We start from the raw sequence: 21,268 nt of genomic DNA, 5'->3' as shown, positions 1-21,268 counted from the left end.
TTTCCGGCGTGGAGCGCGGGTCACACCCCGCTGACGGCGGCGACGCCCTCCAGGTAGCCCCGGGCGCGTTCGGTCTTGGGGTAACGGGCCACGATCTCCCAGAACTCGGCGCTGTGGTTGGGCACCACCAGGTGCGTGAGCTCGTGGAACAGGACATAGTCGGCGACCCACGCCGGCATGTCGCGCAGCCGGTCCGACAGCCGGATCGTGCGGTCGTCCGGCGAGCAGGAGCCCCATCGCCCCCGCTGATTGGTGACCCAGCGCACCCCTGCGGGCAGCGCTGCGGCACCGAAGTCGTCGAGGTATCGCGCGGCGAGCTGCCGCGCCCGCGCCATCAGCTCCGCGTCGCTGCGGGCGGTTCGGCGATCTTTCGCCGCCAGCCTGGCCAGCATCTTGTCGACCCAGGCGCTCTCTTCGGCCCGGGAGAACTGGCTGGGGATGAGCACGACGATGCGCTCACCCTCGCGATAGGCGGCAACAGTCCGGTGTCGACGCTCGCTGCGCCGCACCTCCACGAGGGGCTCACGTGCGGCCGCCATAGTCAGCTGGCAGCGACATCCGTGGCGCCCACCACAATGCATAGGGCCATGCGAAGGAACCTAACCGTCCAGCACCAGGTATCCGCAAGAGCTGTCCCGCTGCTTTTTTCTTCCGGAATCAGACCTTACCGACAACTAAGACAAGATCTTTCTGACTATTGCGGCGTGTCCACGCTCACCTGACATATCCGAAGAGCGCAGGAAGGGACACTTCCGGGCGAGCCAGGCGTAAAAAGTTGCATCCTGGCAGGTAGATCAACAGGAGGGGCCTCGTGGTCGAGACAGCTGAGACAGCCATGTACAACGGCTACTGCGTGAAGTGCAAGGAGAAGCGCGACTTCCAGGGCACCGTGGCAGTCTCCAAGACCGGCATGAAGATGGCCAAGGGCCCGTGCCCCGTCTGCGGCACCACGGTGAACCGCATCCTCGGCAAGGCCTAGAGCGTCCGTCAACGCTCTAGGTTGATCCACAGGCTGTGGATAACCCGCAGCCTGTGGACAACTACCGTCCCGAACGCGCACGACTGCCAGCATCTGTGAGCGTGAGCCGAAGCCGCGCGTACCGTCCGATGCTCTTGCCAGGCCTTCGCCCACTGTGGCGAGGTGGTCGCACCGTGCAGCTGGGCATGGATCCGCAGCGGGCCATCCTGCTCGACCTGGCCGATCCCTCCGCCGCTGAGCTGCTGGAACTCCTCGACGGCGCGCACACCGAGGAGACCGTGCTCGCCGAGGGCGCCAGGCGCGGTCTCAGCGAGACGACCACCCGCGACTTCCTGCGCGATCTGACCGCCGCGCGCCTGCTCATCTCCGCCGAGGACCTGCTGCCCGCCGCGCTCGCGCCCGACGTCCGGGAGCGGATCGCCGGTGAGGCGGGCGCGCTCGCCCACGCCGCCGACGGCCGCAGTCCCGCCACGGTGCTGCGGCGGCGCCGGGACCAGCGCGTCGTCATCGCCGGAGCCGGCCGCCTGGTCGCGCTCATCAGCCACGGCCTGCTCGACGCCGGTGTCGGCCGGGTCGCCACCCAGACCGCCGGAGCTCGCGGCCCGCGCCGGGTCGTCGCCGCGACAGGAGCCACCGCTCCGGTACGCGTGGCAGCCGCCTCCCTCGTCGTCGACGTGCGGACTGTCCTCGCCCCTGCCCCGGCCACACCGCGCCGCCCGGTTCTCGCCGTGACGGTCCGGGAGGGCGTCGTCGTCGTGGGTCCGCTGGTCCCGGCGGCCGGTGGACCCTGCCTGCGCTGCCTCGACCTGCACCGGATCGATCGGGACCCCGGCTGGCCGAGCCTCGCCGCCCAGCTCAAGCCCGACCCGGCGACGGCGCCCTGCCGCTCCGCGACGGTGCTCGCGGCCGCCGGTTTCGTCGTCGGGGAGGCCCTGGAGCTGCTCGACGGCGGAAAGCCGACCACGATCGGCGGCTGCATCGAGGTCAGCGGACCCAGCACCTCCCGCCGCCGCGCCTGGCCCCGCCACCCGTCCTGCGACTGCTGACGACCCCGGCCGAAACGGCAAGTCAAGATCGTCGCAACTCTTGAAGAGTTGTTGTTGAGGCCTGGCGGCCTGAAGCAACAACTCTTCAAGAGTTGCGACGATCTTGGGCTGAATGTGTGGGAGGCGTGTCGGTTACCTGGGTGTCACCGGTCGGGTAGGAGACAATGAACCAGTGACCGATATCCCCCGTAAGGCAGTCGCTCGGACCGCAAAGCTCGCCTCACTGCCGTTGAGCTTCGCCGGGCGCACCGTGTGGGGGCTCGGCAAGCGGGTCACCGGCATGGCGGCCGACGTGGTCTCGGCACAGATCGCCGAGCGCACCGCCGAGCAGCTTTTCAGCGTCTTGGGCCAGCTCAAGGGCGGTGCGATGAAGCTGGGGCAGGCGCTGAGCGTCTTCGAGGCGGCACTGCCCGACGAGCTCGCCGGGCCCTACCGGGAGGCGCTGACGAAGCTGCAGGAGGCCGCACCGCCCCTGCCCGTCGCGACGGTCCACCGGGTCCTCGCCGAGCAGCTCGGCCCCGACTGGCGCAGCCTCTTCAAGGAGTTCGACGATCACCCGGCCGCTGCGGCGAGCATCGGGCAGGTGCACCGGGCCGAGTGGAAGGTGCCGCGGCGCAAGGCGGGCGTTCCGGTGGCGGTGAAGGTGCAGTACCCGGGGGCCGGCGACGCGCTAGTGGCAGATCTCGCCCAGCTCGGCCGGTTCGCCGCGCTCTTCAACGTCATCCAGCCCGGTCTCGACGTTAAACCCCTGGTCACAGAGTTGCGCGAGCGGGTCGTCGAGGAGCTGGACTACGAGCTCGAGGCCGTCTCGCAGCGTGCCTTCGCCGCTGCCTACGCCGACGACGAGCAGTTCTTCATCCCGAAGGTGATGGCCGTGGCCCCCCGGGTCATCGTCACCGAGTGGATCGAGGGGAAGCCGCTCTCGGCGGTGATCGGCTCGGGCACGGTGGCCGAGCGGGATCGCGCCGGTGAGCTGATGGCCACCCTGCACTTCTCGGCACCGCAGCGGGCCGGGATGCTGCACGCCGATCCGCACCCGGGCAACTTCCGGCTGCTCCCCGACGGTCGGCTCGGTGTCATCGACTTCGGTGCGGTGGCGCGGCTGCCCGAGGGCCTGCCCGCGATCGTCGGCAAGCTGGCCCGGCTGGCGCTCGCCGGTGACGCCGACGGGGTCATGGCCGGTCTGCGGAGCGAGGGCTTCATCAAGCCGGACGTCGAGCTCGACGCCAAGGCGATCCTGGAATATGTCAGCCCGATGCTGGAGCCGATCGCGGTCGACGAGTTCCGGTTCAGCCGGGCCTGGCTGCGCGGGGAGGCGGCCCGGATCGCGAGCCCGAGATCCCCGGCGTACGCGATGGGCCGGCAGCTCAACCTGCCCCCGGCGTACCTGATGATCCACAGAGTGACCATGGGCTCGATCGGCGTGCTCTGCCAGCTGGAGGCGAAGGCGCATTACCGCGCGATCCTGCAGGAGTGGCTCCCCGGCTTCGCCGAAGAGTGACGTGAAAGGGGCGGCCTCTCGGCCGCCCCTTGAATGATCATCGCTAGCTGGGTATTACTGGATGCCCTGGTTGCGGGCCTGCCGCCGGAGCGCCCTGATGGCGATCTGGCGAGCGGTGCGGGACGCCTCGGCCTGAGGCTCGGGCATTCGCGCCCGGCTCAGCGCTTGGTTGAGTAATTGCAGGTCATTGAGGCCGTTGGAGTTCATCTCTCTCAGCTTTCTTGATTACTTCGTCGATGTGTGGTCAGTGGGACAGGTGGTTCAGGCAGCGAGCCGGACCGACTCGCGGCCGGTCACGATCGCTACTCGGGCAACGGTCTCAGCCTTGAGGTCCGCGTCCCGGGCGAGGTCCTCCTTGCGCGGCCGGCCACGCGGACGCTTGCGCGCCACGATGGCACCACGCTCGAAGATCTCACCGCCCCAGACGCCCCAGGGCTCAGCCCGCTCAAGCGCACCGGCGAGGCACTCTGCCTTCAGCGGGCACTCCCCGCAGCTTGCGCGGGCGAGCTCGAGCTCGGCGGGCGCGTCTGCGAACCACAGGTCAGGGTCGAACTTGCGACACGGCAGCTCCGCACCAAACTCGACGGTGATGTCGAGAGTGGCCAATGCGAGAGTCATTACCGGTCACCTCACTTTCTCTTTCGGCGTTTCCGGGGGCGAGGAGCTCGGCGGTGACCGGCTCCCCGGGGGGAAGTTGTTGTGCCAAAAAACTAAGGCCGCGGATCCCGGGTATCGGGTTCCGCGGCCTCAAGGTGAGCCGGATGGTCTTTGTTAGACCGGCCTACCTCGAGGCGGAACACCGCGGAGTCCGTCGACCTTCTTGGTCGTGAACTCCGGCTTGCTGACGTAACCGCCCTGCTCAATCTGGGTCCTCGGCTCTGCCGTCGACAGAGACTCCACCCGACCGAACATTGGCGACCACGCGGCCATCAGCGGGCTGACGGCGGCCGACGCTCCGGCGACACGGTGGACCCGCGGCGCGACGGCATCATTGATGACGAGCTGAGCGCAGACGGCAGCGAGCTCCGTGCGCAGGATCGTGTCAGTCATGATTTTCTTCACCGGAACTCACCTCCTTCATGTGCTCTCGTCGGGGTGTTACAGGTCGTCCACCCGCTTACGCGCAGCCGTGATGTGGCTGCTCGAAGTGGTGTGACCGAAGGCTATTCCGCCGACGTAGGCGGGCGCAAACGATTTTACGGTTCTGTTGCCAACTTTTTCTTGGCGGCAAGATCATCAGAGCTTGCGCCGCTGACCAGGGCCAATACGTCAGCCCCGTAGAGGTCCAGTTTACGGGGACCGATGCCCGCGATGGCGACCAATTCCTCGGTACGTTCCGGCTTGCGTTCGGCGATCGCGACGAGGGTGGCGTCGGTGAAGACCACGTACGCGGGAAGGGACTGGTCAGCGGCGGTTTGGCGGCGCCACTCCTGCAGGTTCGCCATCAGCGTCTCGTCGATGTCCGACGGGCAGGTGGCACACCTGCCGAGCTTGCGGTCGGTGCCCGCGAGCAGGGTTGCGCCGCAAATCCGACAGGGCGCCGCAGCCGACACGGCACGGCGCTCGACAACTTTTTTTTCTCGGGGCAGTCCGATGCGCGGCGATTCCCCGCCGCCGAACCCCGGTAGAAAACGGCACGACTTGCGGGCCCGCCCGCCCGGGGAACGCGCCTGGCCGTAGCTCAACCACAGCCACTGCCGCGCTCGGGTGATGCCGACGTAGAGCAGCCGCCGCTCCTCCTCCACCGCCTGGGGCGTCTTGGCGTACGCCGTGGGCAGCGTGCCCTCGACGAGCCCGACCAGGAAGACCGCGTCCCACTCCAGCCCTTTCGCCGAGTGCAGGCTCGCCAGGGTCACCCCGTCGACGGTCGGGATGTGCTGTGCCGCGGACCGCCGCTCCAGCTCGGTCGCGAACTCCAGCATCGTCATCTGGGACAGCTCGGTCGCGAGGCGGTAGAGGGCCGCCATCGCCTCCCAGCGCTCCCGGTTGGCGCCTCCGGCCGGTGGACGATCGGGCTCCCAGCCCGTGCCGCGCAGCACCTCGGCCACCCGGTCCGGCATCGCCAGCTCGGAGGTGGACTTCGTCGCCGACCGCAGCGCGAGCATCGCCTGGCGTACCTCGGCGCGCTCGAAGAACCGCTCGCCGCCGCGCACGACATAGGGCACACCCGTGTCGGAGAGCGCCTCCTCGTAGGCCTCGGACTGCGCGTTGGCCCGGAAGAGCACCGCGATCTCCGAGGCCGGGGTGCCCGCGGCGATCAGCTCGGCGCAGCGCCGCGCCACGGCTGTCGCCTCGGCCGGCTCATCGATAAAGACCCGCATGTCCGGTTTCGGACCCGATGGCCGCTGGCCGATCAGGTCCAGCCGCAGCCGCGCCTCGGCTCCCCGCGCCTGCGAGATCACGGTGTTGGCGAGCGCCACCACCTCGGGGGTCGAGCGGTAGTCGCGGACGAGCCGGACCACGGTCGCGTTGCGGTAGGTCCGGGCGAAGTCCATCAGGTAACCCGCCGATGCCCCGGTGAAGGAGTAGATCGTCTGCGCCACGTCGCCGACCACGGTCAGGTCGCTGCGCCGGCCGAGCCACGCCTCCAGCAGCCGCTGCTGCAGCGGATTGACGTCCTGGTATTCGTCGACGACGAAGTGCCGGTACTGATCGCGGACCTGCTCGGCCACGTCGGGGTGCTCCTCGATGCCCCAAATCATCGCCCGGAGCAGATCCTCGAAGTCCATCACGCCCGAGGTCCGCTTCACCTGCTCGTATGCCGTGTAGACGCGGACGACGCTCGCCGGGTCCAGCGGCGTCTCGCGCTCCGCCTTCGCGACGGCCACGACGTAGTCGTCCGGCTCGATCAGCGACGACTTCGCCCACTCGATCTCACCGGCGAGGTCGCGCGCGACGATCCGGTCCGTCCGGAACCCGGCCTTCGTCGCGGCGAGCGTGACGAGCCGCGCCTTGCTGGTCACGAGCTCGGGCATCTCCCGGCCGCGCAGCAGGCGCGGCGCGAAGTAGCGCAGTTGGCGCAGGGCCGCGGCATGAAAAGTCCTCGCCGGTACGCCATGAGCCGCCAACCCGCCGAGCCGCTCCCTGAGCTGCGCGGCGGCTCGGGCGGTGAAGGTGACCGCCAGCACATGCCCCGGCTGGACCTGCCCGGTGACGACCCGGTGCGCGATCCGGTGGGTGATGGCCCTGGTCTTCCCCGTGCCCGCACCGGCGAGAATGCAGACGGGACCCGCGGGCGCGGTGACCGCGGCCCGCTGCTCCGGATCGAGATTGCCCAGAGTGAAATCTCGGAGTGAGTCAGCCGCCACAGAAGGCATCATTTCAAGCCCGGCTGATGTTGTATCGGTCAGCCCACGAAGATCCCCTGGAGGAACCCCAGTGCTGACCATGTATTCGACGTCCTGGTGTGGCTACTGTCACCGGCTCAAGTCGCAGCTCGACCGCGAGGGCATCGGCTATGAGGTGATCGACATCGAGCAGGACCCGGCGTCGGCCGAGTTCGTCATGAGCGTCAACGGCGGCAACCAGACCGTGCCGACGATCCGCTTCACCGATGGCTCGACGCTGACGAACCCGAACATCGCCCAGGTCAAGGCAGCGATCGCCGCGATTCCGACCCAGCGCTAATACAGCAGCCGAGGCTGGCCTATCCGCAGCACCTTGACCCGTTGCCGCCCGGAGCGCACAGCGCCCACCGAGGCGAGTGCGCGGGCAAGGTGCAGCGCGGAGTCGAGGTTGTCGGCCTCGGCGGTCTGTCTGCGCAGCTCGGGTGCCTCGCACTCGTCACGCAGGGATCCGCCCTCGTCCCAGGCGGCGTTGACTTCCTCAGGTTTGAACGTCCGTACCTCGGTACGGACTATCAGGTACCGCATCTGCGACTCCGTCATGGTCCGGGCCCTGGGCCGCGAGCGGCCGAAGGATGGCGGCGGCATAGGCCGGCGCCGGTCTGGGCGGCGGAGGGGGTGCAGGAAGTCCCACGGATGGAAATTCCACGCTGCGCTTGCGACCATCGTGAGCTACAACACGGAGCGTTAACAAGGAAATCGCCACCAACGGGTGCGAGCACCGCCCGAAAGGGTGAACCGGACCCGTTATGGCCGCACGGCCGACGCGGCTGCGCTAATCCACTGCAGAGAGTCTCCGGGACCCAGCGCGGACCGGCTGAGCAAGCCGAAGACCTGCGCATACGTCCGCACGATCGTCCTGTCAGTGAGGATCATGTCGTTGCCGAGGGCCTCGACCGCCACCGTGGACTGATCCCCCGGATCGGCGAAGTCATAGGTCGAGAAGGCGTGTTGCGGCTGGTAGTGGGCTCCGACCACGGTCGAGCACGGCAATACGAGCAGGGTGACGTTGGGTAGTCGGGCGAGTTCGCCAAGGTGGGACAGCTGCTCGCGCAGGACCTCCGGCGGTGCGCCCCGGCCGATCAGTGCCGCCTCGTCCAGCACCGCGGCGTAGTTGGCCGGGTCGTTCTCCCTGGTCAGAATGGACTGACGGGCCAGCCGTGCCGAGATCTCCAGCTCCACCTCCTCGGCACCGGCGATCGGCCGCTGCACCGGTACGCCACCCAGCGACCGCGTGGAGAGGATGCGGATCCGCGCGTAGTCGGGTGTCTGCAGCAGCCCCGGGACGGTGGTGGCGGCGTACTCCCGGATGAGCGTGCAGGTCGCCTCCAGCTCGGCCCAGCCGCGCTGGCGGGCCGTCATCACCGGGTAGGTACGCAGCCAGCGCGCGTTTCCGGCGTCCCGGGCGATCGTGACGAGCTCGTCGCGGGTTCGAGCGTCCACCTCGTAGAGATCGAGCAGGTCCATGATGTCCGCGAGGTCCGGGCGGCTGCGGCCGTTCTCCAGCCGGGAGAGCTTGGATTTCGCCGCCCAGCCGACCCGCTCGACCACCTGCTCACCGGTGAGGCCGGTCGTCTCCCGCAGACGGCGGAGTTCCAGTCCTAGGCGACGTCTGCGCAGGTCGGAGCTGGGGGTTCGAGGCACGGGGCGGACCTTTCGGTGTCACGGACCGCTCATTCCACAGCGGATCGGAGCGCGCCGGGAGTGACGCGAGGTCAAGCAGAAGCGTTACGCATTGTGCTGAGCCGGTGACCCGAAATAGCTTAGGCGCTGGCCTGCATGATCGCTCGCCACGACGCGCCCGCGACACAGTTGTGGCGAGAAACGACATATCCCCCGGCCGACCTATCGCTCCGCGAGCCACCGGGTGACGAGGTGATAGGCGATCGACGACCGCGACGGCAGCGAGATCGAGGTGTCGGAGCCGTCGAGCACCGCGGCGATCTCGGTCCGGGTGAACCACCGGGCGTGCAGGATCTCGTCGGCGTCGGCGTGCACCGGCGCGTCGAGTTCGGCGCGGGCGGTGAAGCCGAGCATCAGCGACCTCGGGAAGGGCCACGACTCGCTCGCCACGTAGGTCACGTCGGTGACCTGCACCCCGACCTCCTCGCCGACCTCCCGGTGCGCCGCCGCCTCGGCGGACTCCCCCGGCTCGACGAAGCCGGCCAAAATCGAGTAGCGCGGCGGGGTGCCCTGGAAAGCGGCGTTGCGGCCGAGCACGATCCGCCCCTGCGGACCCGGCACGCCGTCGTGGACGAGCACGATCACCGCCGGATCCGTCCGCGGGAAGACCATCTCGCCCTCGGGTCCGTAGCGCACCCAGCCGCCGTTGCCGATCGAGGTGGGTGCGCCCGTCATCGGAGAGTACTGATATTTCAGATGCCACTGCACCAGCGCCAGCGCGGTGGTGAAGAGTCCGGCGTCGGTGCTGCTCAGCGTGGACGCGACGGCGTAGAGCTGGGCCGCCTCCGCGCCCTCGGCGGCCGGCGGCTCCGCGCAGACGGCGAAGTGCGGCACACCGCCGTCGATCCCGAGGAAGAGCCGCTCGCCGTCGGGCGCGGCGGACGCGTCCAGCAGCACGAGGGCTCCATCGCGTACCAGCGCCCGGCCGTCGAGGCCGATGACGAGCACCCGGCCCTGCTCCCACGCCTGCGCCAGCCACTGCGGGTCGACGCGGTGGTGGGCGGCCCGGTCCAGGGTGGACCGGGCCAGCGTCGGCTCCGACGTCATGACGGCAGTGGGCGGACCGTCACCGGCAGGATCGCCTCGAGCGAGGAGGCGATCGCCGAGGCGTCGCCCAGCACCACGGGCACCGTGAGCGCTGGCGCCAGGTAGCGGCGGGCCACGTCGAGCAGATCGTCCCGGCTCACCGCGGCGAGCCGCTCGGCGTGCCCGGCCAGGTAGTCCAGGCGAAGGCCGTAGCCGGCGTAGGTGCTGGCGAGCCCCGCGAGCCCGGCCTGGGTCGACATGCCCAGCTGCAGCGTGCCGAGGGCGTACTGGCGGGCCTGCTCCAGCTCCTCCTCGCCGACGGCGACCGAGGCGATGCGGCCGAGCTCATAGAGCGTCTCCACCAGCGCGGGCGCGGTCACGTTGGTGGCGACCTCGGCCGCGACCAGCAGCGTGGACCCGGCGATCGAGTGCTCGATCATCGAGTGCGGGCCATAGGTGTAGCCCTTGTCCTCGCGGATGTTCTCCACCCAGCGGGACGAGAAGTAGCCGCCGAAGATCAGGTTGGCGAGCTGCAGCGCGGCGTGGTCGGGGTGCTCCCGGCCCACGGCGGGCAGCGCGATGCGGACGGACGACTGGACGGAGTCCGGCCGGTCCACCAGCAGCAGCGGGCCCGAGGTGAGGCCCGGGATCGGGGCGAGCGTGACGAGCTCGCCCGCGCCGCCCCAGCCGCCGAGGTGGCGCTCGGCGAGATCGAGTGCCCGCGTCGGGTCGATGTCGCCGACGAGCACCAGCGTGGCGCCCTGGGGGTGCAGCCGGGCGTCGTGCATGGCCCGCAGGTCGGCAGTGGTGACGGCGCGGCTCTCGGCCACATCCGGCGTCTGGATCTCATAGGGGTGGCCGGAGAAGATCCGCCCCAGCAGCGCCTCCCGCGCGAGGTGCGCGGGCTGGCTGCGGGCGACCTCGATGCGGTCGATGAGCCGCTCGCGCTCGGTCTCGACCTCGTTGGCCGGGTAGGACGCGCCCGTCAGCACCTCCGCCATGATCTCCAGCAACCGGTCCAGCCCGGAGGCGAGGGAGTTGCCGGAGACGAGCAGGCGGTCGGGGTCGGCACCTGCGCCCAGCGCGCCGCCGACGGTCTGCAGCTCAGCCGCGATGTCGACCGTGGTGAGCGTCTCCGTGCCGGAGAAGAGCGTGTTGGTGAGCATCGTGGAGGTGGCGACGGCGGCGCCCGCGAAGGGCACCCGCAGCCGCACCTCGACGAGCGGCACCGCCGGGCGGCGGATGACGATGACGGTGAGCCCGTTGGCGAGCGTCCGCTCGACCTGCGGCGGCAGCGTGAGCGGCCGGTTCGGTTCGAGATCGGGAAGGGTCCTGATGGTCATTACTTACCCTTCCCGGGCTTGACTTCGACGGAGGCGCGACGGTGCGGACGCAGTGCCGCTGCGGCGGTCGTGATCTGCTCCATCGTGACCGAGGCGAGGAGGTGCGGCAGCTCGTTGAGGAGCGCCGCGTCGCCGCGCTGCTGCTCCAGCACGGCCATCCGCAGGGCCCGGCCGAGCACCGGGTCGGTGTCGCGGAGCAGGTGCGTCGCCATCCGGGCGGTGGTCCGGTCCAGCTCGTTCTGCGCGAGACCGTCGTTGGCGAGCCGCTCCAGCTCCTCGTCCATCGTCGCCAGCACCGTGTCGACGTTGCCGTCCGGGGGCAGGTGCGCCTGGAGGATGAAGGCCGTGGGGTCGCGCACCTCGAAGGGCTCGCCCATGAAGCCGATGTAGCCGCCGACGCTCGTGACGCTGCGGTCCTTGAGGACCATCCGCTCCACCAGCCGGGAGGCGTCGCCGTCGGTGAGCACCTCGGCGAGGACCACATAGGCCAGGTAGCCCTCGATGTCGGTGGCCGGGTCCGGCATCCGCCAACCGGCCGCGATCGCGGGCAGCGGGGCGAGCCGGTCGACGTAGGACTCCCGGCGCTCGGCGGTCAGGTCGGGCTCGTCGAAGTCGGGGCGCACCGGCGCGGGCCGGGCCTCGACGTCGCCGAAGTGGCGCTCGATCAGGGCCTTCGCGGTCGCCACGTCGAGGTCACCGGAGACGGAGAGCACCGCGTTGCCGCAGGCGTAATACTTCTTGAAGAACTCCTCCGCGTCCGGGACGGTCGCCGCCTCCAGATCGCCGAAGGAACCGTAGCCGTCGTGCGCGTTGGCGAACGTGTCGAACATCACCGGCGGCAGCTTGAGCCACGGGAACCCGCCGTAGGGCCGGTTCAACACGTTGACCCGGATCTCCTCCTTGACGACGTCGACCTGGTTGCGCAGGTTCTCCTCGGTCAGCCGAGGCCCCCGCATCCGGTCGGCCTCGAGGAAGAGGGCGCGCTCGAGCGCGTTGCTCGGCAGCGTCTCGTAATAGTCCGTGTAGTCGAGGTGCGTCGACCCGTTGAAGGTGCCGCCCGCTCCCTGCACGTGCCGGAAATGAGCGAGTTTCTCCAGATTGGCGCTGCCCTGGAACATCAGGTGCTCGAAGAGGTGGGCGAAGCCCGTCCGGCCCTCCGGCTCGGATCGGATGCCCACGTCATAGACCACCGCCACCCCGATCACCGGGGCACTGCGGTCGGGTGCGAGCACCACGCGCAGGCCGTTGTCTAGCGTGAACCGCTCCACCGGATAGCGGGTGCGCGGGATCTCAATCGCCGTCGTAGCCACACAGCGACATTACCCGTTGGTCCGCCATGTTCCGACGGGCGTCACCTCCTTCGCAGCGCGAAAGTCCCCAGGCCGATCAGGAAGAAGACGGGGAGCAGCACGATCAGCCAGCGCCGCCAGTCACCGCTGCCGACCAGCGTGGTGAAGTCCGACTCGATCGTCGAAGCGGAGACCGACGGGGAGGGCGCCGCGGTCGGGGCGGCCGACGAGGGCGACGGCGCCGGGCGCGGCACGGCGGAGAGTGCCTTGGTCAGGTCGAGCACGCCCGCGCCGTACTGGACATCGGGGCCGGTGGGTCCGCGGTCGGCGGCGGTCGAGCGCAGCAGGTCCACGACGGCCTCGGCCTTGAGCTGTGGTGCGGCGGAGCGCACGAGCGCGACGGCACCGCAGAGCACCCCGGCGGCGCTGCCATCCTCACGGTAGCGGCCGCCGAGGGTCGCGGTCACCAGATCCGTCCCCGGTACGCCCACACCCGTGCTGAGGCGGCTGGCGGGCGGTACGACGACCACCCCGGCCCGGTTGAGCACGATCGGCGTCAGCACACCGGGGCTGGAGGCCGGCCACGGCGGGAAGACCTGGTCGACCCGGTTGCCGTCGGCGGCGACCACGACCACGTCGCGGCTCTGCGCGTTGAGCACCGCCTGCGCCAGCCGGGGGCTCGGTGCCACGCCACGCCCGATGCAGATGACCTGCGCACCGCGCTCGATCGCCTCGTCGATCCCGGCGGCGAGCGCATCCGGCGAGCCTGCTTCGGCGGGCCCGGTGGCGAAGACGATCGGGAGGATCATCGCCGCGGGCGCCACGCCCAGAATGCCGTCCGCGTTGCCCGGACCGTGACCGCGCCCGGCGACGAGCGCCGCGAGGGCGGTGCCCCGGCCGTCGACGTCCCTGGTGGCGGCGGGATCGCTGCTGCCGGAGATCGCCCCGGCCAGGTCGGGGTGCGTGGCGTCCACGCCCGAGTCGACGATCGCGACCGTCACTCCCGCGCCCCTGGTCATCGCGTGGACCACGGGAAGCTCCATGGTGGACAGCCACCACTGCTGGTCGCGCGTGGTGTCCGCCCAGGCGGGCGCGGCGGCGGAGACGAGCGCGACCACCGTGAGGGGCACCGCGATGATGCGAGCCAGAAGCGACATGCCACACAGCCTTCCCAAAGGGGGCGGAGCGCCACTCAGCGAAGATCTACTTGGCGGCCGAGAGCGAGACCCATTGTGGCCGCAGGGAATGTCGAGGGCAAACGCTGGTTGCGGGGGCCGACTAGCGTGTGGGTGCCTGGACCTCGATGACCGCCGTGGTCGGTGCGGGGGTGTTGAGCCAGGGCGCCATGGTCACGGCGGTGGCGAGCAGCAGGCCGATCGCTGCTACCGCCAGCACCACCAGGAACTCCCGCCCGGCTTCCACCATGGGCCCGAGCCTGCCCTACGCAATGGCCGATAGCAGTCAGTAATCAGACTTCTGTGCTCGCGGCCACCGGAAGTGAGCCGATCAACCCCTGCAGACCAGCCGAATCGAGCAGGTCGGCCGGGCGCACGGTGACGTTGTCCGCCACGTAGTGGAACGCCGCCCTCACCTGTTCGACCGGTGTCCCGGTCAGCGCCGCCCAGGCCAGGCGGTAGGCCGCGAGCTGCACGGCCGCGGCGGTGGCATCCACACCGGACGGTCGGCGCCCGGTCTTCCAGTCCACGACGTCGTAGCGCCCGTCCGGATCGCGGAAGACGGCGTCCATCCGGCCCCGGATCACCACGCCGCCGATCTCGGTGGCGAAGGGCACCTCCACCTCGACAGGCGTCCGGTCGGCCCACTCGCTGGCGAGGAACGACTCCTGCAACGCCGCGAGCTGCGTGTCCTCGGCGCCCTCCTCGTCTGCCGCACCGGGCAGCTCACCCAGGTCGAGGAGGCGGTCGGCGCCGTAGCGCTGCTCAAGCCAGGCGTGGAAGGCGGTGCCGCGCCGGGCGATCGGGTCGGGTCGGCGCGGCAGCGGCCTGCGCAGCGACCGCGCCAGCTCGCCCGGGCTCTTGCGCAGGGCGACCAGCTGGGAGACCGAGAGGTGGGCCGGGAGCGGCACCTCGGCCGCGGTGGCGAGCCGGGCCTGCTCCGCGCGCTCGCGCAGCAGCAGGTCGGCCTCGAAACGCCAGCGTTCGGCCTGCGTGTCGGCCTCCAGCTGGTCCGGGAGCGGACCGTCGATATAGGACTGCACGAGGGCCGCCGCCGCCGCGATCATCGGTCGGCGGGCGCCGAGCGGATCGTGCGGCCAGATCGCCGACTCGGCCTCGATCGCGGTCGGGTTGACCGCGTCCTCGGCCGGTGGCGGTGTCCAGACCGCGACCATGCCCTGCCCGGCCCGGCAGGCCTCGGCGATCTCCTCCAGGTAGACCGACGGGCCACGCGGCCGCTTCACCGTCGGACCCCACCAGTAGCCGGTGGCGAGCAGCCACTCCCGGGGGCGCGTCACGGCCACGTAGGCGAGCCGCCGCTCCTCCCGCTCGTCGTGCGTCTTCCAGTCGTCGTCGAACTCCCGGACCGCCTTGGCGAGGTCCTTCTGATCGGTCGCCCGGCGCAGCGCTGGCAGGCCGGACCGGTCGCCACGCAGCGGGAACGGCAGCACACCGAGCCCGACCAGGTAGTTGTCCGAACGCTTCGAACTGCCCGGCCAGACGCCCTGGGTCAGCCCGGCGACCGCGACGATGTCCCACTCCAGGCCCTTGGCGGCGTGGGCGGTGAGGATCTGCACCGCACCCTCCACCACCTCGACCTCGCCGGGCGAGAGGCCGCGCTCCTCGTCCTCGGCCGCGGCGAGGTAGGCGAGGAACGCCGGCAGGGTCGCGCCGTCGCTCTCCGCGCCGAAGCTCGCGGCGACGTCGCCCAGCGCGTCCAGGTGCGCCCGCGCGAGCGCCCCGTCGCCCTCGCGCAGCGAGACCTCCACGGACAACCCCATCGTCCGCTCGATCTGGCCGATCAGGTCCGGCAGCGGTTGGTCCAGGTGGCGCCGCAGGTCATTGAGCTCTTTCTGGTACGCCACCAGCCGCTCGAAGCCGGCCGGGGAGTAGTCCTCCGCCGGACCGAGATCGTCGAGCGCCTCCATCAGCGTGGCATCGTCGAGCCGGTCGGTGATGAGGGCGTCCGGGTGCCGCCGCTCCTTCGCCACGACGCGCGACCGCCGGTGCAGGGCGACGAGGTCCCGTGGCCCGATCCGCCAGCGGGGTCCGGTGAGCAGCCGCAGCAGCGCCGCACCCTCCATCGGGTCGGCGAGCACGCGCAGGGTGCTCACCACGTCGCGTACCTCGGGGGTGTCGAGCAGTCCGCCGAGGCCGACCACCTCGACGGGGATCTCGCGTTCGCGCAGCGCCGCCTCGATCGGGGCGATCTGGGACCGCACCCGGACCAGGACCGCGGTCGTCTTGGGCTCGCCCGCGTACTCCCAGATCCGCTGGATCCGGTTGGCGATCCACTGCGCCTCGTCCTCGAAGGTCGGCAGCAGCGCGCAGTGCACGTGACCGGGGCGGCCGTCGCCGGTGAGCTCGACGACCCGGGCACCGTCGTCACGCAGTGGGGCCGAGATCGAGTTGGCGATCCGCAGGATCTGCTCGCGGTTGCGGAAGGAGCGGCTCAGCGCCTGGTGCCCGGCGGGCTCCCCGTCGGTACGCGGGAAGTCGCCGGGGAAGCGGTCCAGGGTGCCCGCGCTCGCCCCGCGCCAGCCGTAGATCGACTGGCACGGGTCGCCGACGGAGGTGACCGGGTGCCCGCCGCCGAACAGCGACCGCAGCAGCGTCACCTGGGCGTGGCTGGTGTCCTGGTACTCGTCGAGCAGGACGGCGGCGAAGCGCTGCCGCTCCAGGGCACCCACCTCCGGGTGGTCCCGGGCGACCATGGCCGCCCGGGCGAGCTGGTCGCCGAAGTCCATCGCCTCGTGCTGAGCCTTGCGTTCGGCGTAGCGGCGGACCAGTGGGAGGAGCTGGAGCCGGGCGCGCTGGTTGGCGAGCAGCTCGCGGACGGGTGCGGAGACGGTTCCGGGCAGGCCGGAGAGCTCGGCGGAGAAGCGGCCCGTCCAGGTGGCGAGGTCGTCGGGGTCGACGAGGTGCTCGGCCATCTCGGCGGCGAGCGCTCGTACAGCCGCGGTGACCGTCGACGCCGCCTTCTCGACCAGCGACATGTCCCCGTTGTAGGTGCGCACCACCTCGTCGGCGAGCTGCCAGCAGGCTGCCTCGCTGAGCAGGCGGTTGCTGGGTTCATAGCCGGCGCGCAGCCCGTGCTCGGAGACGATCCGCGCGGCGAAGGAGTGGTAGGTCGCGATCGTCGGTTCGCCGTCCAACCGTTCCGTACGCGGTTCGTCCATCCGGCGGCGGAGCTGGCCGAGGCGCATCCGGACCCGGTGGGCGAGCTCGCCTGCGGCCTTACGGGTGAAGGTGAGGCCGAGGATCTGGTCGGGCCGCACGTGGTCGTTGGCGACGAGCCAGAGCACCCGGGCCGCCATCGTCTCGGTCTTGCCGGACCCGGCCCCGGCGACGACGAGCAGCGGCGCGACGGGAGCGGCGATCACCTCGGCCTGCTCGTCGGTCGGGTAGTTGAGCCCGAGCCGCTGCGCCAGCTCACGCGGTGTGTAGCGGGGCCCGGAGTCGAAACTGGATTTCCGGGTCGCTTCGCTACGCTCAGGGCTCACGGTTCGATCACCTGACGGCCCTTGCGGGAGACCGGGCAGCTCGACTTGACCGGGCACATCCGGCACTTGTCGTTGACCTTGGCGACGAAGGTCGACGCGGCCATCGTGGCACCGGTGTGGCGGACCATCTGCTCGGCCCAGCTCGGGTCGGCGCTCGACTCCAGCGGTTCCTGGCCCTGGACCTTGGGTTCCTTGGTGACGCCGAGCTGCACCAGCTCCGCACCGCCCGAGGTGATGCTCTCCTCGAAGGCACCCGCCTCCACCGCCACCTGGTAGGCACCGAGCTGCGGATGCTCCGGCACCTCCGCCTCGACGGGCGCGGACTTGCCGGTCTTGAGGTCGATGATGACGAGTCGGCCCTGGTCGTCGATCTCCAGCCGGTCGACCCGGCCCTTGAGCTCGATCGGCTGGCCGTTCTCCTCGGCGGCCGCGAGGCGGACCAGGAAGTCGCGCTCGATCGAGACGAGCCGGCGCGGGTTGGCGACGAGCCAGCGGACCAGCTTGGTCACCATCGCCTCGGCGCGGGCCTTCTCCCGGGGGGCGAGCCACGCGGCGGCGAGCTCGATCGCGTCGAAGCGACCGTTCACATAGGACATCAGGGTGGCCGGGTCGACGCTGGCGTCGTCGGCGAGCATCGCGGCGGCGTGGACGAGGTTGCCGACGCCCTGGGCGAAGCTGTCCGGTCCGGAGCCGCCGTGCTTCTCCAGCAGCCAGCGCAGGCCGCAGCGCAGCGCGGACTCGATCGTCGACGGCGTGACGGTGATCGGATCGCCCTCGTCGGCGAGCGCGCGGCCGTCGGAGAGGTCCGGCAGGCCCCACCACTGCTCCGGTGCCGCACCCTCGACCCCCTCGCGGGCCAGCCGGGCCAGCTCGATCGCGGCAGCACGGCGCCGCGCGGGTGACGTCTTCGGCGAGGTGACCGCCATCCGCAGCTCGGCGACGAGCGCGGCGAGCGTCAGCGCCCGTGGCGGTCTCGCCACGGAGAGCTCCTCCGCCTCGATCGGCACCGCGTCCGCGCTGGTCACCTCGCCACCGGCGAGCTCGTAGAGGAACCGGCTGGGCCGCTCGTCACCGGCGTCGCCGCCGACCGAGCCCGAGTCGACGGCGGTCACGAGGAGCTGGCGCCGGGCCCGGGTGATCGCCACGTGGAAGAGCCGCCGCTCCTCGTCGAGGAGCGCGGCGGACTGGGCGACCGCGACCTCGATCCCGCCGCCCTCGGCCCGCCTCGCCAGCACGTCGACGAGGGTCTCCGCGCCGAGCAGGCTGCCGCGCAGGCGCAGGTCGGGCCAGACGCCCTCCTGCACCCCGGCGACCACGACGACCCGCCACTGCTGGCCCTTCGCCGCGTGTGCCGTGAGCAGCCGGACCGCGTCGCCGCGATCGGCGCTCGGCGCGAGGCTGTCGGCTGGGAGCTGCTGGTCCTCGACGTGGTCGAGGAAGGTGTCGATCCTGGCCCCGGGGAGCCGGTCGGTGAAGCGCGCCGCCGCGTCGAAGAGCACCACGATCGCGTCGAGGTCGCGGTCGGCCGCCTCGGAGCGGCGCTGCTGGTCGGGGCCGAACCCGGGCTTGGTGGCGATCGCGGTCCACCGGTCGGCGAGGCCGCTGGCCCGCCAGACCGACCACAGCACGTCCTCGGCGGTGGCGCTCGGGCGGGCCGCCGTCTCCTTCGCCGTGGCGAGCAGCATCGCGATCTGCCGGGCCGGACCCGCCCAGCGGCGCTCGATCGTCACCATCTCGGCCGGGTCGCGCAGCGCCTCCACCAGCAGCTCACCGCTGGGCCGGTGGTCGTCCGCCGCGTGCGCCAGCGCCCGCAGCCCCTGCCGCAGCCGCCGCTCCGAGAGCGGGTCGGCGCCGCCGAGCGGTGAGTGCAGCAGCGCGACCGCGGTCTCCTCGGTGAGCACACCCGGCCGCAGCGCGCAGCGCAGCAGCAGCAGGAACGGCCGCACGGCAGGCTGCTGGTGCAGCGGCAGGTCCTCCGCCAGGACAATCGTGGGTACGCCGGCCTGCCGCAGCCCGCGTTGCAGCGACGGCAGCTGGTTGGTCGCCGATCGCATGATCACTGCCATCTCCGACCACGGCACCCCGCCCTCCAGGTGCGCCTCGCGCAGCCGGTGCGCGATGTAGGCCGCCTCACTGGCCCGGCTGCGCAGCGCCACCACTTCGGTGGAACCGCCCTCGGCAGCCCTCGACACGGCCCGCCGGTGGGCGATGCCGAGCCGCCGGGGCGCCCGCAGCCGGATGCCGACCCGCGCGGTCGCCGCGGCCAGCTCGGGTGCGGCCCGATGATTGGCGGCGAGCGTGAGCACGGGCGCCGGACCGCCGGACGCCATCTCGAAGAGGTCGGGGAAGCTGCCGACGAGACCGGGATCGGCGCCCCGGAAGGCGAAGGTCGACGAATCGGGGTCGGCGAAGGCGACGACGTGCGCACCGCCGCCCGCGACGAGTTCGAGCAGCTCCATCTGGGCCGGATCGGTATCCGCCAGCTCATCGACGTAGACGCTGCGCAGCCGTCGGCGCTCGGCGTCGAGGAGCTCGGGATCGGCACGCAGCATCGCGACCGCCGCCCGCACCAGCTCGGCGTTGTCATAGCCGATCGAGTTGCGGGTCGTGGCGTCGCGCAGGGCGAGGACCTGCTCGTACTCCTCGGCGAAGGCACCGGCGCTGACCCAGTCGGGCCGATCGGCGGCGCGGCCGGTGCGGGCGAGCGCGCGCGGATCGAGTCCCCGCTCGGCGGCGCGCAGCAGCAGGTCGCGGAGCTGCTCGGCGAAGGCCCTGGTCCGCAGAGCGGGGCGCAGCTCCGACGGCCACGCCACCGCACCGTCGGTGAGCAGCTCGCGGATCACCAGGTCCTGCTCCGGACCGGCGAGCAGTCGGGGTGCGGGCTCCCCGCGCAGCGAGGCGGCCGTGCGCAGCAGCCCGAACGCGTAGGCATGAAAGGTGCGCACGAGTGGTTCGCGGACGACCCGGCGGCCGGAGAGCGCGGTGATCCGCGCCTCGATGCGGCGGCGCAGTGCCGTGGCACCGCGCCGACCGAAGGTGAGCACGAGCAGCCGCTCCGGGTCCTCACCCGCCGCGACCTGCGCGGCGATCGCCTCGACGAGCGTGTGCGTCTTACCGGTGCCCGGACCGCCGACGACGAGCAGCGGACCCGCCCGGTGCGCGACGACATAGGCCTGCCGCTCGTCCAGCGTGATCGGCGGCGCGGGCTCCTGCCCGGCTGCGACCACGGCGGGAGCCGGACGCACCAGTCTCGGTGCGCTCCGTCCGCCTGCGGTCGCCGATGTCACCTCCCCATGACATCACGTGCAGGCGACAACCTTTACCTTGAGCGCCGCTCTCAGTCGACGTCGACCGAGACGATGTGGTCGACGACCTCCTGGACGTCGTCGGAGATCAGCAACAGGTTGAGATCCTCCGGGCCGATCTTGCCGTCGTCGAGCATCGTGTTGCGCATCCAGTCGATCAGGCCGCTCCAGTAGTCGACCCCCATCAGGATCACCGGGAACCGGGTCACCTTACCGGTCTGGACCAGCGTCAACGCCTCGAAGAGCTCGTCCATCGTGCCGAAGCCGCCGGGCAGGACGACGAACGCCTGCGCATATTTCACGAACATCGTCTTGCGGACGAAGAAGTAACGGAAGTCGATGCCGATGTCGACCCAGTCGTTGAGCCCCTGCTCGAAGGGGAGCTCGATGCCGAGGCCGATCGAGAGACCGCCCGCGTTGTTGGCGCCCCGGTTGGCGGCGCCCATCACGCCGGGTCCGCCACCGGTGATCACCGCGTACCCCGCGCGGGCCAGTGCCCCACCGAGCTCCTCGGCGATCTCACATTCGCGGCTGCCGGGCAGGCTGCGCGCCGAACCGAAGACGCTGACCGCCTTGGGCAGGTCGGCGAGGCTGTCGAAGCCCTCGACGAACTCGCTCAGGATGCGCAGCGTCCGCCACGCGTCCTTGGTCTTCCAGTCGGTCCGACCGGATGAGTCGAGAAGTGCCTGGTCGGCCGTCCCGGTCGGAACTGCCGTCCGCCGAAGCGTAACCGGACCGGTATGCCGTTCTTTGGGCACCGAAGAGTGCATTTCCACGGGGCCACCCTAGCCATCTATTTCGCTTCAAGCGATCTATCGGCGTGTCGAGCAACCGGCATGACGTGTCTCGCGTCTGTAATAAAGACATACCCCGTATCCATCGATCGTGGATGCCTCACCCGAGGCGTCGGTTTCTCTGGGGGAGGGACATCCGAGATGAACCGATCCGACACGCTCCGCCAGCGCGAGGCCATGCGTCGGCGAATCCGCGCCATCCTGATCCAGCGCCGCCTGCAGGCCGGACACGCCGAACCACCCACCGAACCCGCCGAGCCGCGTGACTAGCTTCCGGTCG

20 protein-coding genes are annotated in these 21,268 nt (G+C 70.9%); 5 read left to right on the top strand and 15 right to left on the bottom strand.

The window, feature by feature from the left end:
• Positions 1-20: 20 nt before the first annotated feature.
• Positions 21-539 carry a M48 metallopeptidase family protein gene (locus tag F4553_RS25305; protein WP_184839944.1) on the bottom strand — a complete coding sequence of 173 codons (519 nt, stop codon included), beginning with the start codon at positions 537-539 and terminating at the stop codon, positions 21-23.
• A 296-nt stretch (positions 540-835) separates the two neighbouring features.
• Here F4553_RS25305 and F4553_RS25300 point away from each other — a divergent pair, with 296 nt between their 5' ends.
• The 3 genes from F4553_RS25300 (at position 836) to F4553_RS25290 (ending at position 3,526) form a co-directional block, all read left to right on the top strand.
• Positions 836-979 carry a DUF5679 domain-containing protein gene (locus F4553_RS25300; RefSeq protein ID WP_221470478.1) on the top strand — a complete coding sequence of 48 codons (144 nt, stop codon included), beginning with the start codon at positions 836-838 and terminating at the stop codon, positions 977-979.
• A gap of 173 nt (positions 980-1,152) precedes the next feature.
• Positions 1,153-2,025 (top strand): hypothetical protein, encoded by an 873-nt coding sequence (locus F4553_RS25295; RefSeq protein ID WP_312875355.1) that lies wholly within the window; start codon positions 1,153-1,155, stop codon positions 2,023-2,025.
• A gap of 172 nt (positions 2,026-2,197) precedes the next feature.
• Complete coding sequence (locus F4553_RS25290; RefSeq protein WP_184839940.1) at positions 2,198-3,526, top strand: ABC1 kinase family protein; 1,329 nt, start codon at positions 2,198-2,200, stop codon at positions 3,524-3,526.
• Positions 3,527-3,580: 54 nt separating this feature from the next.
• On the opposite strand, the gene F4553_RS25285 is transcribed toward F4553_RS25290, so the two are convergent.
• From F4553_RS25285 to F4553_RS25270, 4 genes are all read right to left on the bottom strand, one after another.
• Entirely contained in the window at positions 3,581-3,733 is a 153-nt protein-coding gene (locus F4553_RS25285) for a hypothetical protein (protein WP_184839938.1), read from the bottom strand.
• A gap of 54 nt (positions 3,734-3,787) precedes the next feature.
• A complete protein-coding gene (locus F4553_RS25280; protein ID WP_184839936.1) occupies positions 3,788-4,144 on the bottom strand; it encodes a WhiB family transcriptional regulator in 357 nt (118 codons plus the stop codon).
• Positions 4,145-4,297: 153 nt separating this feature from the next.
• Positions 4,298-4,576 (bottom strand): hypothetical protein, encoded by a 279-nt coding sequence (locus tag F4553_RS25275; protein ID WP_184839934.1) that lies wholly within the window; start codon positions 4,574-4,576, stop codon positions 4,298-4,300.
• Positions 4,577-4,722: 146 nt separating this feature from the next.
• A complete protein-coding gene (locus F4553_RS25270) occupies positions 4,723-6,834 on the bottom strand; it encodes an ATP-dependent DNA helicase UvrD2 (protein WP_312875354.1) in 2,112 nt (703 codons plus the stop codon).
• A gap of 70 nt (positions 6,835-6,904) precedes the next feature.
• Here F4553_RS25270 and F4553_RS25265 point away from each other — a divergent pair, with 70 nt between their 5' ends.
• Positions 6,905-7,153 (top strand): mycoredoxin, encoded by a 249-nt coding sequence (locus F4553_RS25265; RefSeq protein ID WP_184839929.1) that lies wholly within the window; start codon positions 6,905-6,907, stop codon positions 7,151-7,153.
• On the opposite strand, the gene F4553_RS25260 is transcribed toward F4553_RS25265, so the two are convergent.
• The 10 genes from F4553_RS25260 to F4553_RS25215 all read right to left on the bottom strand — a co-directional run bounded on the left by F4553_RS25260 (position 7,150) and on the right by F4553_RS25215 (position 20,964).
• Complete coding sequence (locus F4553_RS25260; protein ID WP_184839928.1) at positions 7,150-7,398, bottom strand: hypothetical protein; 249 nt, start codon at positions 7,396-7,398, stop codon at positions 7,150-7,152. The genes F4553_RS25265 and F4553_RS25260 overlap by 4 nt on opposite strands.
• Before the next feature lie 219 nt (positions 7,399-7,617).
• Positions 7,618-8,514 carry a helix-turn-helix domain-containing protein gene (locus tag F4553_RS25255; protein WP_184839926.1) on the bottom strand — a complete coding sequence of 299 codons (897 nt, stop codon included), beginning with the start codon at positions 8,512-8,514 and terminating at the stop codon, positions 7,618-7,620.
• Between the two features lie 201 nt (positions 8,515-8,715).
• Positions 8,716-9,600 (bottom strand): NAD(+) diphosphatase, encoded by an 885-nt coding sequence (gene nudC / locus F4553_RS25250; RefSeq protein ID WP_184839924.1) that lies wholly within the window; start codon positions 9,598-9,600, stop codon positions 8,716-8,718.
• Complete coding sequence (locus F4553_RS25245; protein ID WP_184839922.1) at positions 9,597-10,922, bottom strand: M16 family metallopeptidase; 1,326 nt, start codon at positions 10,920-10,922, stop codon at positions 9,597-9,599. Before F4553_RS25245 ends, nudC begins: the two co-directional genes overlap by 4 nt.
• Positions 10,922-12,232, bottom strand: a complete 1,311-nt coding sequence (locus F4553_RS25240; RefSeq protein WP_312875353.1) for a M16 family metallopeptidase — start codon at positions 12,230-12,232, stop codon at positions 10,922-10,924. Before F4553_RS25240 ends, F4553_RS25245 begins: the two co-directional genes overlap by 1 nt.
• Positions 12,233-12,273: 41 nt before the next feature.
• Positions 12,274-13,368, bottom strand: coding sequence for a S8 family serine peptidase (locus tag F4553_RS25235; RefSeq protein WP_184839921.1), 1,095 nt, complete (start codon positions 13,366-13,368; stop codon positions 12,274-12,276).
• Positions 13,369-13,489: 121 nt separating this feature from the next.
• Positions 13,490-13,636 (bottom strand): hypothetical protein, encoded by a 147-nt coding sequence (locus tag F4553_RS25230; RefSeq protein WP_184839919.1) that lies wholly within the window; start codon positions 13,634-13,636, stop codon positions 13,490-13,492.
• 43 nt (positions 13,637-13,679) lie between these two features.
• A complete protein-coding gene (locus F4553_RS25225) occupies positions 13,680-16,889 on the bottom strand; it encodes an ATP-dependent helicase (RefSeq protein WP_184839917.1) in 3,210 nt (1,069 codons plus the stop codon).
• Positions 16,886-20,134 carry an ATP-dependent helicase gene (locus F4553_RS25220; protein WP_312875352.1) on the bottom strand — a complete coding sequence of 1,083 codons (3,249 nt, stop codon included), beginning with the start codon at positions 20,132-20,134 and terminating at the stop codon, positions 16,886-16,888. Before F4553_RS25220 ends, F4553_RS25225 begins: the two co-directional genes overlap by 4 nt.
• A gap of 92 nt (positions 20,135-20,226) precedes the next feature.
• Positions 20,227-20,964, bottom strand: a complete 738-nt coding sequence (locus F4553_RS25215) for an LOG family protein (protein WP_184841216.1) — start codon at positions 20,962-20,964, stop codon at positions 20,227-20,229.
• A 165-nt stretch (positions 20,965-21,129) separates the two neighbouring features.
• Here F4553_RS25215 and F4553_RS41930 point away from each other — a divergent pair, with 165 nt between their 5' ends.
• Positions 21,130-21,258, top strand: a complete 129-nt coding sequence (locus F4553_RS41930; protein ID WP_281395051.1) for a hypothetical protein — start codon at positions 21,130-21,132, stop codon at positions 21,256-21,258.
• Positions 21,259-21,268 lie beyond the last annotated feature (10 nt).

The organism is Allocatelliglobosispora scoriae (genome assembly GCF_014204945.1).
Lineage (GTDB): Bacteria > Actinomycetota > Actinomycetes > Mycobacteriales > Micromonosporaceae > Allocatelliglobosispora > Allocatelliglobosispora scoriae.
This window is presented reverse-complemented; position numbering and strand designations above follow the sequence as displayed.